The sequence below is a fragment of the Phenylobacterium soli genome (genome assembly GCF_003254475.1).
Taxonomy (GTDB): domain Bacteria; phylum Pseudomonadota; class Alphaproteobacteria; order Caulobacterales; family Caulobacteraceae; genus Phenylobacterium; species Phenylobacterium soli.
This window is the reverse complement of record NZ_QFYQ01000002.1, coordinates 150,256-162,821: the sequence shown is the minus strand read 5'-3', so window position 1 is coordinate 162,821 and position 12,566 is coordinate 150,256. Positions and strand designations below refer to the sequence as shown.

15 protein-coding genes and 1 tRNA gene are annotated in these 12,566 nt (G+C 67.1%); 8 read left to right on the top strand and 8 right to left on the bottom strand.

Annotation, left to right across the window (positions count from 1 at the left end):
* Positions 1-29 precede the first annotated feature (29 nt).
* Complete coding sequence (locus DJ017_RS18200; RefSeq protein ID WP_111530324.1) at positions 30-467, bottom strand: helix-turn-helix transcriptional regulator; 438 nt, start codon at positions 465-467, stop codon at positions 30-32.
* Positions 464-829: a hypothetical protein gene (locus tag DJ017_RS20175; RefSeq protein WP_133255501.1), complete on the bottom strand. Its 366-nt coding sequence runs from the start codon at positions 827-829 to the stop codon at positions 464-466. The genes DJ017_RS18200 and DJ017_RS20175 overlap by 4 nt, the downstream gene beginning before the upstream one ends.
* Before the next feature lie 370 nt (positions 830-1,199).
* Here DJ017_RS20175 and DJ017_RS18195 point away from each other — a divergent pair, with 370 nt between their 5' ends.
* The 7 genes from DJ017_RS18195 to DJ017_RS18175 all read left to right on the top strand — a co-directional run bounded on the left by DJ017_RS18195 (position 1,200) and on the right by DJ017_RS18175 (position 6,423).
* Positions 1,200-1,475 carry a multiubiquitin domain-containing protein gene (locus tag DJ017_RS18195; protein ID WP_165830713.1) on the top strand — a complete coding sequence of 92 codons (276 nt, stop codon included), beginning with the start codon at positions 1,200-1,202 and terminating at the stop codon, positions 1,473-1,475.
* Positions 1,476-1,478: 3 nt separating this feature from the next.
* Positions 1,479-1,853, top strand: coding sequence for an E2/UBC family protein (locus DJ017_RS18190; RefSeq protein ID WP_111530322.1), 375 nt, complete (start codon positions 1,479-1,481; stop codon positions 1,851-1,853).
* 74 nt (positions 1,854-1,927) lie between these two features.
* Positions 1,928-3,184, top strand: a complete 1,257-nt coding sequence (locus tag DJ017_RS18185) for a HesA/MoeB/ThiF family protein (protein ID WP_165830712.1) — start codon at positions 1,928-1,930, stop codon at positions 3,182-3,184.
* Entirely contained in the window at positions 3,181-4,680 is a 1,500-nt protein-coding gene (locus tag DJ017_RS18180) for a phosphotransferase (protein WP_165830711.1), read from the top strand. Before DJ017_RS18185 ends, DJ017_RS18180 begins: the two co-directional genes overlap by 4 nt.
* Positions 4,646-5,203 carry a DUF6527 family protein gene (locus DJ017_RS21065; RefSeq protein ID WP_227000241.1) on the top strand — a complete coding sequence of 186 codons (558 nt, stop codon included), beginning with the start codon at positions 4,646-4,648 and terminating at the stop codon, positions 5,201-5,203. The genes DJ017_RS18180 and DJ017_RS21065 overlap by 35 nt, the downstream gene beginning before the upstream one ends.
* A 70-nt stretch (positions 5,204-5,273) precedes the next feature.
* Positions 5,274-5,513: a hypothetical protein gene (locus tag DJ017_RS20170; RefSeq protein ID WP_133255500.1), complete on the top strand. Its 240-nt coding sequence runs from the start codon at positions 5,274-5,276 to the stop codon at positions 5,511-5,513.
* A 232-nt stretch (positions 5,514-5,745) separates the two neighbouring features.
* Positions 5,746-6,423, top strand: a complete 678-nt coding sequence (locus tag DJ017_RS18175; protein WP_111530319.1) for an NYN domain-containing protein — start codon at positions 5,746-5,748, stop codon at positions 6,421-6,423.
* Between the two features lie 155 nt (positions 6,424-6,578).
* Here DJ017_RS18175 and DJ017_RS18170 read toward each other — a convergent pair.
* Positions 6,579-6,655, bottom strand: a tRNA-Arg gene (locus tag DJ017_RS18170).
* A 76-nt stretch (positions 6,656-6,731) separates the two neighbouring features.
* Here DJ017_RS18170 and DJ017_RS18165 point away from each other — a divergent pair.
* Positions 6,732-8,036: a dicarboxylate/amino acid:cation symporter gene (locus tag DJ017_RS18165; protein WP_165830710.1), complete on the top strand. Its 1,305-nt coding sequence runs from the start codon at positions 6,732-6,734 to the stop codon at positions 8,034-8,036.
* On the opposite strand, the gene DJ017_RS20540 is transcribed toward DJ017_RS18165, so the two are convergent.
* The 5 genes from DJ017_RS20540 to DJ017_RS18145 all read right to left on the bottom strand — a co-directional run bounded on the left by DJ017_RS20540 (position 8,033) and on the right by DJ017_RS18145 (position 12,432).
* Complete coding sequence (locus DJ017_RS20540; RefSeq protein WP_165830709.1) at positions 8,033-8,176, bottom strand: hypothetical protein; 144 nt, start codon at positions 8,174-8,176, stop codon at positions 8,033-8,035. The genes DJ017_RS18165 and DJ017_RS20540 overlap by 4 nt on opposite strands.
* 121 nt (positions 8,177-8,297) lie before the next feature.
* On the bottom strand, positions 8,298-8,810 hold the full coding sequence (locus DJ017_RS18160) for a CarD family transcriptional regulator (RefSeq protein WP_111530318.1): 513 nt from the start codon (positions 8,808-8,810) through the stop codon (positions 8,298-8,300).
* A 334-nt stretch (positions 8,811-9,144) separates the two neighbouring features.
* Positions 9,145-9,486 carry a ferredoxin FdxA gene (gene fdxA / locus DJ017_RS18155; protein ID WP_111530317.1) on the bottom strand — a complete coding sequence of 114 codons (342 nt, stop codon included), beginning with the start codon at positions 9,484-9,486 and terminating at the stop codon, positions 9,145-9,147.
* 97 nt (positions 9,487-9,583) lie between these two features.
* The gene (locus DJ017_RS18150) at positions 9,584-9,892 is read right to left on the bottom strand and encodes an RNA-binding S4 domain-containing protein (RefSeq protein ID WP_111530316.1); all 309 of its coding nucleotides are present in this window, start codon (positions 9,890-9,892) and stop codon (positions 9,584-9,586) included.
* Positions 9,889-12,432: a helicase-related protein gene (locus tag DJ017_RS18145; RefSeq protein ID WP_111530315.1), complete on the bottom strand. Its 2,544-nt coding sequence runs from the start codon at positions 12,430-12,432 to the stop codon at positions 9,889-9,891. Before DJ017_RS18145 ends, DJ017_RS18150 begins: the two co-directional genes overlap by 4 nt.
* Between the last annotated feature and the right edge of the window lie 134 nt (positions 12,433-12,566).

Genomic DNA, 12,566 nt, shown 5'->3' with positions numbered 1-12,566 from the left:
GGCGCTGGTCGTGCTCCCGCCCTTACTCCTCACGCGGCGATTTCCTCCGCAGCCGGAGGCGGATCGTTGGAGGCAGCGGCTTCGAACTGGGAGCCGATCACTCCGTCGGCTGCCGAGGGCGTGTAGCTCTTAACCTTCGAGGGTGGCGCGGCTTCCGTGATTTCATATCGCCAAGCTTCTTCAACTTCGTCGCTAAGGCTGAAGCAGGGGCGCAGTCCGAGGACGTAGCCAATCCGGGCGATTGTGCGAGCTGTGATGTTGCTGCCGTTACCGCCAAGCATTTGGCTGATCCTGGCAGGGGAAACGTGAAGCCTACGGGCAAGCTCAGTCTGCGATACCCGCTGCACCTTCAGGGCCGCCCCGATCTCAACCTGCAGATCGTGAATGAAACGATGCGCGGCGAGGAGTTCCTCGAAGTCTTCGGTGTCGCTGGATATGTGCAACGGCTTCACGGCTTTCTCCTTCATCGATCCAGGAGACCCTTCACTCGAAGCGCCTCGAGGCCCGCTGCCTCTAGTAACTCGGGGCGGGCATTGTCGTTTTTGCGGACAAGGTCAACTCCGGTAAACACCAGAGTAGGTCGTTCGGTCGCCTCGAAGACGACCCCGAACAAGTGGGCGGCGGTCGCGCGAAACGTGAGCACCGGCGGCTCACCGCGACGCACTCCATCCCGACGCCACCCCACTTTCCGAGACAGCTTGCGAGGCGGCGTTTCGGCCGAACCATGACGGGCATAACGCCTGACCAGATCGTACAGCTCGGCGCAGTCGTCCCAGCTCAGTGCTGCTTCCAGCTCCGCCCTCGCCTCGGTCCGAACGACCACGTCCATTCTGTCGGACAGCTTCCGACATCGCTCGTACCCCGCAGGCAGCCCCTCGCGAGGGCCGCTCAAGATGTGCCCCCAACGTTTAACATAGACCTTAAGTTCCGCCCCCGGAAGCTCACTTGTGAATCGGACCTCGTTCCCCGTGGCCGATCTCGCCCCATGCGCCGGGCAATATCAAGCGTCGAAAGGCGGCCGCCCATCGCCTCGTAGTTGCACTCCCAGTCGTGGGCGGCGGCGCGGGGCCCATTGAAATTAATGTCTACATTAAAAATCCGCTTGAAACGCGCATGAGTCTCGCTCATATCGCGAACGGGACGGGTGCGGTGACCGTCGTCTCAGTTCCGCCGCGACACCAACCATGGAGATCGAAATAATGAGCCAGCCCGACGACGTTCCGCACCACCCGAAGCCGAAGACCTACGAGTACTTCGTCGACAACGTGCGCTACACGACCGACCAGCCGGCCCTCACCGGCGCGCAAATCAAGGCCAAGGTGCCGGACTGGCCCGCCGGTTACGGCCTGCTCCTGGACCCTCCTGGGGAGCACGGCGAGGAGCGCCTGATCGCCGATGACGAAGTGGTGCGCTTCGACGAGGGCCACGGGCACCTGCACTTCACCCGCGTCCCCCCCGCCAGCTACGGCGGCTAAGCGATGTTCGAGGCGCAGCTTCAGGCGCTCGTGGCCCGCTATCCGGGCACGAGCGCCACGCCGCTCTCGGGAGGCGGCCACCTGGTGACCGTGCCGGACGTGGTCACCGGGGCCGGGTGGTCCAAGCCGCGCGTTACCGTGCGGTTCGTTGCCCCGCAGGGGTTCCCCTACGCCAATCCGGACAGCTTCTGGGTGGACGAGGACCTGCGCCTAGCCGGCGGAGGGCATCCCCAGAATGTGCAGTTCACGCCCATGCCTGACGGAGCGGCGACGCTGATGTGGTTCAGCTGGCACCTCTGCCAGCCCTGGGACCCAAACCGCGACACCCTCCTCACCTGGATGGCCGTGGTCGGCGAGCGCTTCCGGGCTGCGCGATGAACGAGATTCGGATTCCGGCGCCGCAGTGGGAAGACGTCGCTACGCCAGCTCTTCTCGAGCAGAAGGAGACCTGCATGTCCTTCTTCACCCGGACGGGCTTCGGCGGACGCGCCCTCTCGGTCCTGGCGGAAAGGGCGCCCGCCGGCGCGTATCTGCGCCGCACAGACGTGGCCGCGGAGCTGGCTCCGGCATATCTCGTCGAGCTCACCGCGCGCGCCCGCCGAATGGGGGCGGGCTTGGTGATGGCCCATACCCACCCCTTCGATCACGGGATGCCGGAGTTTTCCGATGTAGATAACGCCGGCGAGGAGCCCCTGCGGGCCTTCCTGGAGGCGCGACTGCCCACGCAACCTCATGCGGCGATGGTCATCTCGCAGGGGGGGGTGCGGGCCAGGGTTCTAGGCGGTGCGGCCGCGGTCAAGGTAGTGCGGGTTGGCGCGGAGGTCCGCACCCTCTTCGATCCCGACTTGAGTGCCTCATCTTTTTCGCACGACGTCTACGACCGTCAGGTTCGTGCCTTTGGTCGCGCTGGCCAGACGGCCATCGCTAGCACCGAAGTCGCGCTGGTGGGCCTGGGTGGCACCGGCTCGGTGGTCGCCCAGGAGCTGGCGCATCTAGGAGTACGGCGCTTCCTGCTGATCGATCCGGATAAGCTCGAGACGAGCAACCGGAACCGGGTGTTTGGCGCCCAACCTGAGCTGATCGGCCGTCACAAGGTCGAGATCGCCGCCGAGAATATCCTGAAGGTAAACCCCCAGGCTCAGATCGAGACGCGGGTCGAAGACGTGCTCACTCGCGCCGCGGCCGATCGCCTGGCGGAATCCGACTTCATCTTTCTGTGCACTGACAGCCATGCCAGCCGAGCGATGGTCTCCCAGCTGGCCTACCAGCACCTGGTGCCGGCTATCGACATGGGCGTTTCCATCGGCGTCGGGGATGCGGGCGAGGTGCGCGAGATCACGGGACGGGCTCAGATGCTCGCCCCAGGCCTCGGTTGCCTCCTTTGCGCCGGAGCCATCAGCTCCGAGGTGGTGCGCATTGAGATGATGACGGAGGTGCAACGAGCCCAGGATCCTTATTTCCGCGGGCAGGGTGAGCCTCAGCCGGCGGTCGTTTCGCTCAACGCCACCATGTCGTCCCTCGCCGTCAGCATGTTCATGGGCGCGGTCACCTCCGCGCCCTTCCGCGCGCGCTATCAATGGTACGACGGTGTAACCGGCCGACTGCGGACACCGACGGTGGGACGAAATCCTGGGTGCCTTGTCTGTTCATCATCGGGCGTGATTGGCCACGGCCCCTCGGCGACCAACCCGCTGAGAGGCGCACGATGATCGTCCCCCGCAGACTTCTCCGGCCAGAGCGGGACGTCGTCCTGGTCCTCGGCGACGCAATCTCGGATGCGGCGCGCGCCGAATTCGAAAATCGCGGCCTGCGTCTCGCGCTGTTGTCGGCTGCCCCGACCATCAGCGATCTGAATCGCGCCCGTGGCGTCCTCATCCATCTGGACACTGGTCGAGCCATCACTGAATTGCTGCCGCGAGCAGGGGCCAGTTGGATCGACCACGGGCTTCTGATCTGCGTGAGCACCGCGGATGACGCCAGTCAGCTCGTGGCCAGCGACCTGCTGAGGGGTCTGCCGCCCGATCAGGTGGAGCGCAAAGTCCTTCCCCCGGCCTACGTCTTCCCTGAACTGCTCGCGCGGCATGATCCGGGGCCAGCGGCCGACGGGGCTTTCACCCCAGAGTACGTGGGCAACGTGGAGCCTCTCGACGATGAGGACCACCTGCTGATGAGCCGCGCGCTTGCCGGGTACGGGCAAGTCCGGCTCGAAGAACTAAGCCCGGGTTTATCGGGTGCGCGCGTTTTCACCGTTCACACGACGCGTGGCAACTCCTTCGGCAACTGGGGGCAACCCTTGTTCGCCAAGTTCGACAGACGCTCCAAGATCCTCCAGGAGGCAGATGGCTATCGGGCGGCAAAGCCCTTCATCCCCTTCGGTATGTGTCCGGAGATCGAGCAGGTTCGGCTGGGAGCCCGGCGCGGCCTTCTGGTCGGCAGCCTCGTGGACCAGTCTGAAGCGCTCTGGGACGTGGCGCGGCGGGGCTTGGCCGCCACAGCTATCTTCAACCTATTCGATATGACACTGGGCGCCTGGCGCGCGCAAGGGCTGCGGGTTCAGCCGTCCAACGGTTCGATGTGGCAAGCGTTGGAAGGCGCTCGGATCATTCGAGCGGACAAGATCAGGTCCGAATATTACGAGACGGCGTGCGGGCGCGGCGAGGCTCTGACACCTGAGGAAATCGTCGAGCTGCTACGGCCGCTCAACCGGCCGCACCGCGTCGGCCCCATCCACGGCGATCTACATGCCGACAACGTGCGGGTGCGTCGGGGGGAAGCGATCCTCATCGACATGGCTTCTGTCTGCAACGGGCCACTGGCGGCCGACGTGGCCCTGCTCGAAACCTGGTTCGCGATCGCCCTCAAGGACGATGAGCACAACGACAACTATCACGACCCGGAATGGGAGGAGGTGGTCGAGGCTCTCTATGCGCCAAACGCCTTTATCCTGAGCCCTCCGCCGAGCGAGGCTGGCATGAAGTATCGCTGGATGTGGGATGTCATCCGTCAGCTGCGCACCATCGGTATCGCGAACCAGTGCAGTTCAGATGAATATCGGCTCGCCGTCGTCGCGGGCCTTCTGCGTCGATGCATGTTCCCGGCGACCTGCCGCCGAGACAAGGGCCGGCGAAGGACGGCATACCGCCTCGCATCGCGCTTGGTCGAGGCCTTGAGTGCTCACGAGGAGACTACGCTTGCGACCCTCTGAACCTGTACGTCGACTGACGCTGCGGGGAACGGTAACCCGGCGGCACGAAGCCGATCCGCTCGCGACCGCGCCGGGTGACACTGTCCTTGTGCACCGCGACCGGCCTCGCGCGCTTGTCATCGCCTGCCCGGACGGCTGCGGCGAGAAACTCACCGTCAACCTTGATCCGGCGCTCGGGCCTCCATGGAGACTTTACCACACGAAGCGGGGGTTGACCCTTTACCCTTCTGTCTGGCGGGACAGCGGATGTGGTAGTCACTTCATTGTCTGGAACAACACTGTTCAGTGGTGCGACCGTTGGGAAGCCGGCAATCGGGAGCCAGAGCCCGAGCAGGCCTTCCCGGACCTCGTCCGCGAGGTAGCAGCTCGTCTTGATGAAAGATTGCGTCCCTACGTCACCGTCGCCGGTGAACTCGACGAAGTGCCCTGGGAGGTTCTGCGCGCCTGCCGCGCCCTTGCCCGTGCCGGACGGGCGGTGGAAGGCACCGGGAAACAGAGCGGGTGGTTTCGCCGAAGTGTCTAATCGCACGGGCCTTGAGAGGGCCTGCGAGCGCTCAGCACAACGCATCGATAGGCGCGGGAACGGATGAATCATGAACGCGAAGACGATCAATGAAACGTACTTTGTGGTGGGTGCTGGTTTTGAGAGCGGCTCAGTCTTTCTCACGAACGAAGGCGATATGGGTGCGCGACCCGAGAACGCCCGACGCTTCACGGATGAGCTTGAAGCCAAGACGGTAGGAATTCACGACGCGAAGAAGATTCCGGCGGGGAAGCAACTCGACTGGCGGGTCATTGGCGTCCACACAACCCACGTCTTCACACCCACCTAAGCTGCGAGGGTTCGGCATCGAATTTCGCCCTCGCCAACTGACGCAATGTCTCCTCACGTCGCGGCCCTGACGCCGATCCCCGTGAGGTGCATCAAGGAACTATCAACGGCTCCGCACTATTGACAGAGAGCCGCGCATCGCCAGATAAGCGGCACATCACTCCTCCGGTGGCCTCGGCTGCCGGACGCGCGGCGGCCCCTCGGGGCCGCCGTAGCATTATCTGGCCCCCAAGATGCGGACGTACGTCTACATTGACGGGTTCAACCTGTATTACGGCCTTCTGAAGGGTTCGCCGTATAAGTGGTTGAATCTACAGGCGCTCTTCGAGGCCGTTCTCGCCAAGAACGACGTCTGCAAGATCCGCTACTTCACCGCCAAGGTGGAGGCGCGGGCCGTCGACCCCGATCTGCCCGTGCGACAGGCCACCTACGTCCGCGCGCTCAACACCTTGCCGAAGGTGGACGTGCATTTCGGAACATTCCTGGCCTCATGCGTCCGTGCGCCGGAGGTCGAGGTCGATCCGCAGGGTCAGCCGAAGAGGGTGAACGGTCGTCCGGTGGTGAAGGTGGCGGCTAGTGGCAAGCCGATTATGCGGTGGGTGCACAAGACCGAAGAGAAGGGATCCGACGTTAACCTCGCCGCGCATCTTCTCAGGGACGTCTATCGCGGCGACTGTGAATGCGCCGTAGTGGTGTCGAACGACTCCGACCTGCTCACCCCTATCCGGATGATCAAGGAGGACGCCAAGATTCCCGTGGGTCTCATTCCGCCGCGCCCGAACGGCAGCCTCGAGCTCAAAAGGCTGAGCACCTTCCGCAAGGAAATCCGAACGCACCACCTGCAGGCGGCCCAGTTCCCCGACATTTTCAAGGACAAGGTCGGCACGATCACGAAGCCCGCGGGCTGGTGAGTTTGAGCGGCCTATAGAGCCGCCTGGGCATCGCCGCGGAATGTTCCGCAACTCTGCATCAGAGGCCGATCCTGATGTCCGGAGGTGGCGCGACGCAGCCTGTGGCCAGCCTTATCTGGTTTTTGGGCCACTCTTAGGTGGTCCCGACAATCTTCTGGCGGCCCGGGAGGGACTCGAACCCCCGACCTTGGCTTTAGGAAAGCCCTGCTCTATCCGGCTGAGCTACCGGGCCGCGCGGGAGGCGTGATAGCGTTCGCGCGGGTCTCGTGCAAACGCGGCCGCTTCAGGCGTTCGGGGGAGCCGGCTGCATGGGACTGCTGCGCCATTTTCGCGTGCTCTATGTCCAGGTGCTGGTGGGCGTCGCCCTCGGGCTGGCGGTCGGCGCGCTGTGGCCGGAGGTCGGCGCGAGCCTGAAGCCGCTCGGCGACGCCTTCATCAAGCTGATCAAGATGGCCATCGCGCCGGTGGTGTTCTGCACCGTGGCCGGGGGCATCGCCCGGATGAGCGATCTCAAGGCCTTCGGGCGGCTGGGCCTGCGCACCCTCGTTTATTTCGAGGCGGTCTCCACCCTGGCCCTGCTGGTCGGCCTCCTCGTCGGCGAGGTGCTGAAGCCCGGCGCCGGCTTCAATGTCGATCCGGCGAGCCTCGACCCGAAGATCGGGGCCGGCTACGCGGCCCAGGCCAAGCACGCCGAAAGCGTGGTCGAATACCTCTTGAACCTGATCCCCGACACCTTCCTCGGCGCCTTCGCGCGCGGCGACCTCCTGGAGGTGCTGGTGGTGGCCATCCTCACCGGCTTCGCCTGCACGCGGATGGGCGAGTTCGGCGAGAAGACCGCCGAGGCGCTCGACCAGATCGGCAAGCTGTTCTTCGGCATCATCGGGGTGGTCGTGAAGCTCGCCCCCATCGGCGCCTTCGGGGCCATGGCCTTCACGATCGGCAAGTACGGCCTGCCGGCGCTGGTGAAGCTCGGGGCGCTGGTGGCGGCGGTCTATTCGACCTCGCTGCTGTTCGTGCTGGTGGTGCTGGGCGCGATCGCGGCCCTGGCCGGCTTCTCGATCCTGAAGTTCCTCAACTACATCCGCGAGGAGCTGCTGATCGTCCTCGGCGCCTCGTCGTCCGAGGCGGTGCTGCCGCAGATGATGGCCAAGCTGCAGCGGCTCGGCGCAGGCAAGACCACGGTGGGCCTGGTGATCCCGACCGGCTATTCCTTCAACCTCGACGGCACCAACATCTACATGACCATGGCCACCCTGTTCCTGGCCCAGGCGACCAACACGCCGCTGAGCTGGGAGCAGGAGGCGACCCTGCTCGGCGTGGCCATGCTGACGTCGAAGGGGGCGAGCGGCGTCACCGGCGCGGGCTTCATCACCCTTGCCGCCACCCTGGCGGTGATCCCCGACCTGCCGATCGCCTCCCTGGCCCTGCTGGTCGGCGTCGACCGCTTCATGAGCGAATGCCGGGCGCTGACCAACCTGGTGGGCAACGGGGTCGCGACCCTGGTCCTCGCCCGCTGGGAGAGGGACCTCGACCGCGAGACGCTGAAGGCGGAGCTCGACCGAGGCCCCGGCGTCCAGGCCGAGCCGCTGCTGGGCTCGGCCGAGGCGGATTAGGCCGCGGCGTAGGCGACGAGGGCGATGATCGCGGCGACCAGCACGATCGCCAGGACCGCAAGGGTCCAGGTCTCCGGTCCCTGGCGCTGGCTCTCAGGGCTGGACGTCTCGTCGGGACGGCGTCCCAGGGCGCGGGTCATCTGAACCTCCTCGTGCGCCCCGGCAAACGGCCGGACGCGGAGAGGCGTTCCGCGCAAACGAAAGCGCCCGGTTCGCAGGAACCGGGCGCTTCGACTTTGCCTGTCGGTCAGGTCGGAAGGGTCAGGCGGCCGCGGCCGTCTTCACCAGCGACTTGTTGAGCAGCGAGATGGCCGCGTCGCGGTCGATGCGCTCGATGGCGGCGACTTCGCGGGCCATGCGGTCCAGCGCCGATTCATAGAGCTGGCGCTCCGAATAGGACTGTTCCGGCTGGTTCTCGGCGCGGTGCAGGTCGCGCACCACCTCGGCGATCGAGATCAGGTCGCCGGAGTTGATCTTGGCTTCGTACTCCTGGGCGCGGCGCGACCACATGGTGCGCTTCACCCGGGCGCGGCCCTTCAGGGTGGTCAGGGCCTTGGAGACCACATTGCCCTCGGCCAGCGGCCGCAGGCCGGCGGTCCGGGCCTTGGCGGTCGGCACGCGCAGCGTCATCTTCTCGTGGTCGAAGGTGATGACATAGACCTCAAGTTTCAGACCGGCGACTTCCTGGGTTTCGATCCCCTGCACCTGACCCACGCCGTGGGCGGGGTAGACGACGTGATCGCCAACCGAGAAATCGTGACCGTTCTTGCTCATCGAAACCTCTCAATCCAGATCCGGGCCATTACCGGACCGCTGACGCGAGCACCCGCTGAGCGACAAAACCACACTGTCCGCGAAACGTGACGCGGCGGCATCGTCGGCTGGAGCGGGTTTAGACCTCTAAGACACCCTTCGCGCGAACCTGGCGTGGAGCGCCGGGACGGCTGTTCTTTCCGGAAGACGGGCAGGGCGGATCGCCTTTCGCCACGTCACCCGTGGTGAATAGCACAAAATTAAGCCGAATGAAAGGCTTGCCCCAAGGCGCAGCCAACTAGAGGGGCCAGAGGTCGCCACGGTTGTGCTGCAACCGCGGCGCGGGCGGCAAGGCTCAGGAGCCGCGGCCGGGCTTCTCGGAGAAGTATTTCTCGAACTTCCCCGTCTCGCGTTCGTACTCTTCGCGGTCTTCCGGCGGCGTGCCCTTCACCGTGATGTTGGGCCACACCTTCGAATACTCCGAGTTGACGCGCAGCCACTTGCCGTCCGGGTCGTCCTCGGTATCCGGCTTGATCGCGTCAACCGGGCATTCCGGCTCGCAGACGCCGCAGTCGATGCATTCGTCCGGGTTGATCGCCAGGAAGTTCTCGCCCTCGTAGAAGCAATCGACCGGGCAGACCTCCACGCAGTCCATGAACTTACATTTGATGCAGGGATCCATCACGATGTAGGTCATGACGTGCAGGTGCTCCGACTTCCTGGGCGCCCAAGGATTCCCAAAAGGATCTGGTGTTCCGAAGGCGGGCGGTTTTTCGGGGCCAAAGGCCCGAATGTCAATGAGACGGACCGTCCAAGGCCTCTGAGGAATTCTGCAAGGCCGAATAGAGGGTGCGCGCTTCGGCCGGCGGCCCGCGCCGCTCACCCAGTCCCTCGACCTGCACGGCGATGAGCCGGCCGCCGACCGCGAAGACCAGCTGGTCGCCGACTTTCACCGGCCGCGAGGATTTCTCAAGGCGGCTTTCCTGGCCCGAGCGGGTCAGGCGCACGCGGCCTTCCTCGACGAAGCGCGCGGCCATGGAGCGGGTCTTGAAGAACCGCGCCCGCCAGAGCCAGACGTCGACCCGCGCGGCGTCCTCGGTCATGCCACGGCCGCCTTCCGGCGGCGCCGGCGGCGCGGCCGGCGGGCCGGGGCCGGCTGGTCCTTGAGGGCGGCGAGGGCGGCGAAGGGCGAGTGCGGCGCCGGCCGGGCGGCGGGCTCGGGCGCCCGCTCGGCCCGACGACGCCAGGCCATGGGCTGGCCCTCCTTCGGCTTCACGGCGGGGGCGTAGCCGAGACCGCGCAGGATCGCCCGGGCGTCGGCCTCGCTCCAGCCCAGCTCCTCGCGGGCCTGATCGGAGAGCACGACGCCGCCGTTCTGCTTGGGCGCGGCGCGCAGGAGTTCGTCGAGCCGTTCCAGCTGGGCCACCGGGGCGGCGAGGCCGCCGACCCGCATCAGGCCATAGGCGGCCAGGGCGCGGGCCGGCAGGGCCTGCGGCGCCGGGCTCGGCCGGTCGATGGACGGACGCCAGTCCGGCGCCTCGCGGACGGCGAAGGCCTGGGCGATGGCGCGGGCGCTGGGCTTGAGCAGGGCCGGCAGGAAGAGGGCGAAGGCGCCGATGCGCACGCCGAGGCTGCGCAGGGTGCGCCGCTCCACCTGGCTCAGCGACTTCACCTCGCCGCGCACCTGGGCGCGCTCGAGCACGCCGCCGTTCTCGATCAGCCGATAGGCGATGCCCCGCGGCAGGCCCTTGATCCTGCCCTCGGCCACGGCCGTTTCCAGCCGGCGCAGGGCGCCCAGCCGGCTGGCGCTCTCGCCGGCCACGAAGGCCTCGAGGCGCCGGGTGGCGCGCTCGCGGGCGGCCGCGTCGCCGAGGTCGCCGAACAGGCGCACGCGGGGCTGGGCGGGCTGGCCGCCGGTCAGGGCGCCCACGGCCTCGCCGCGCCAGAGCACCGCGCCGTCCGGCGTCAGGGCGAAGGCCTCGTCCGGCTCGGCCGCCAGCCGGCCCAGCCGTCGCGCTATCTCGGGACCGAGGGCCTGGCGGGCCGCGGCGCGCAGCGCCTTCTCCTCGAGCACGGTGGCGCCCTGGACGCCCTCGAAGCTGACCCCGGAGAGCTTGCCGACGAAGTGCCCCTCCACCGTCACCGCCCCGTCGTCGGCGACCCCGGCCAGCAGGTCCTCGCGGACCCGGAGGCCGCGCATCAGGGCGCTGGTCCGCCGGTCGACGAACCGAGCCATCAGCTTCTCGTGCAGGGTGTCGGAGAGGCGGTCCTCCAGGCCACGGGTCTTGCCCTGCCATTCCGCCGGATCGACCAGCCAGTCCGGCCGGTTGGCGACATAGGCGAGGGTGCGCACGCTGGCGAGGCGCGCGGCGAGGGCGTCGATCTCGCCGTCGGTGCGGTCGAGGTGGGCGTACTGCTTGGCGATCCAGTCGTCGGGGATCCGCCGTCGGCCGGTGGTCAGGTGGAAGAAGAAGTCACGCGCCAGGCGGATGTGGTCGTCGGTGGCCACCTTGCGGAAGTCCGGCGTCTGGCAGACGTCCCACAGCCGGGCCAGGGCGACGTGGTCGCGGACGCGGTCGGCCACGTCGGGGTCCTCGGCGAGGCGGCGCAGGGTGGTCTCGTCGAGCGCCTCGGCGGCGAGCTTCAGCCCCTCGCGGGAGGGCGGCTCGGCCAGGGAGCGCTGCAGGGCCGCGAGCGAGCTGAAATCCAGCTTGGCGTTGCGCCACTCCGCCCCGGCCACCGGTTCGAAGCGGTGCTCCTGCACGGCCTCGACGAGGTCGGTGTCGAGGTCTTCGGCCTCGCCGGTGACGCCGAAGGTGCCGTCGCGCTGGAAGCGGCCGGCGCGGCCGGCGATCTGGCCGATCTCCTGGGGCGTCAGGAAGCGCGTCCGGCGGCCGTCGAACTTGCGCACGCCGGCGAAGGCGACATGGTCGACGTCCATGTTGAGGCCCATGCCGATGGCGTCGGTGGCCACCAGGAAATCGACCTCGCCGGACTGGTAGAGCTCGACCTGGGCGTTGCGCGTCCGCGGGCTGAGCGAGCCCATGACCACGGCCGCGCCGCCCCGCTGTCGGCGGATCAGCTCGGCGATGGCGTAGACCTGGTCGGCGGAGAAGGCGACGACGGCGCTGCGCCGGGGCAGGCGCGTCAGCTTCTTGGGGCCGGAATAGGTGAGGCTGGAGAACCGCTCGCGGGTGACGATCTCGGCGTGCGGCAGCAGGCGGCGGATCAGCGGGGCCATGGTGGCGGCGCCCAGCAGCATGGTCTCGGCCGTGCCGCGGGCGTGCAACAGGCGGTGGGTGAAGACGTGGCCGCGCTCGGGGTCGGCGCAGAGCTGGATCTCGTCGACCGCCAGGAACTCCACCTCGCGGGACAGCGGCATCGCCTCGACCGTGCAGATGAAATACTGCGGCCGCGGCGGGATGATCTTCTCCTCGCCGGTGATCAGGGCCACCGAACGCGCGCCGCGCGCCTTGACCACCCGATCGTAGATCTCCCGGGCCAACAGCCGCAGCGGCAGGCCGATCATGCCCGAGGCGTGACCCAGCATTCGCTCGACCGCCAGATGGGTCTTGCCGGTGTTGGTGGGACCCAGCGCTGCCACGAGGCGCGGCGGCGCCGCCCCGGTCGGGCGGTGGCTCATGAGCTGAAGATGGGGTTGGCGAAAGAGTCGGACAAGCGAGACCGGAGGTCGCGGAACCGAAGTGCAGGCCCTGCATCGCGACCGGTCAACGCCTTGGAACTCCTACGCAATACCTGCACTCGCCAAGACGACGC

What these genes read in the sequence shown, in the direction of transcription:
- DJ017_RS18200 (WP_111530324.1), bottom strand. Translation starts at nt 467, where the DNA reads ATGAAGGAGAAAGCCGTGAAGCCGTTGCACATATCCAGCGACACCGAA.
- DJ017_RS20175 (WP_133255501.1), bottom strand. Translation starts at nt 829, where the DNA reads ATGGACGTGGTCGTTCGGACCGAGGCGAGGGCGGAGCTGGAAGCAGCA.
- DJ017_RS18195 (WP_165830713.1), top strand. Translation starts at nt 1,200, where the DNA reads ATGAGCCAGCCCGACGACGTTCCGCACCACCCGAAGCCGAAGACCTAC.
- DJ017_RS18190 (WP_111530322.1), top strand. Translation starts at nt 1,479, where the DNA reads ATGTTCGAGGCGCAGCTTCAGGCGCTCGTGGCCCGCTATCCGGGCACG.
- DJ017_RS18185 (WP_165830712.1), top strand. Translation starts at nt 1,928, where the DNA reads ATGTCCTTCTTCACCCGGACGGGCTTCGGCGGACGCGCCCTCTCGGTC.
- DJ017_RS18180 (WP_165830711.1), top strand. Translation starts at nt 3,181, where the DNA reads ATGATCGTCCCCCGCAGACTTCTCCGGCCAGAGCGGGACGTCGTCCTG.
- DJ017_RS20170 (WP_133255500.1), top strand. Translation starts at nt 5,274, where the DNA reads ATGAACGCGAAGACGATCAATGAAACGTACTTTGTGGTGGGTGCTGGT.
- DJ017_RS18175 (WP_111530319.1), top strand. Translation starts at nt 5,746, where the DNA reads ATGCGGACGTACGTCTACATTGACGGGTTCAACCTGTATTACGGCCTT.
- DJ017_RS18165 (WP_165830710.1), top strand. Translation starts at nt 6,732, where the DNA reads ATGGGACTGCTGCGCCATTTTCGCGTGCTCTATGTCCAGGTGCTGGTG.
- DJ017_RS20540 (WP_165830709.1), bottom strand. Translation starts at nt 8,176, where the DNA reads ATGACCCGCGCCCTGGGACGCCGTCCCGACGAGACGTCCAGCCCTGAG.
- DJ017_RS18160 (WP_111530318.1), bottom strand. Translation starts at nt 8,810, where the DNA reads ATGAGCAAGAACGGTCACGATTTCTCGGTTGGCGATCACGTCGTCTAC.
- fdxA (WP_111530317.1), bottom strand. Translation starts at nt 9,486, where the DNA reads ATGACCTACATCGTGATGGATCCCTGCATCAAATGTAAGTTCATGGAC.
- DJ017_RS18150 (WP_111530316.1), bottom strand. Translation starts at nt 9,892, where the DNA reads ATGACCGAGGACGCCGCGCGGGTCGACGTCTGGCTCTGGCGGGCGCGG.
- DJ017_RS18145 (WP_111530315.1), bottom strand. Translation starts at nt 12,432, where the DNA reads ATGAGCCACCGCCCGACCGGGGCGGCGCCGCCGCGCCTCGTGGCAGCG.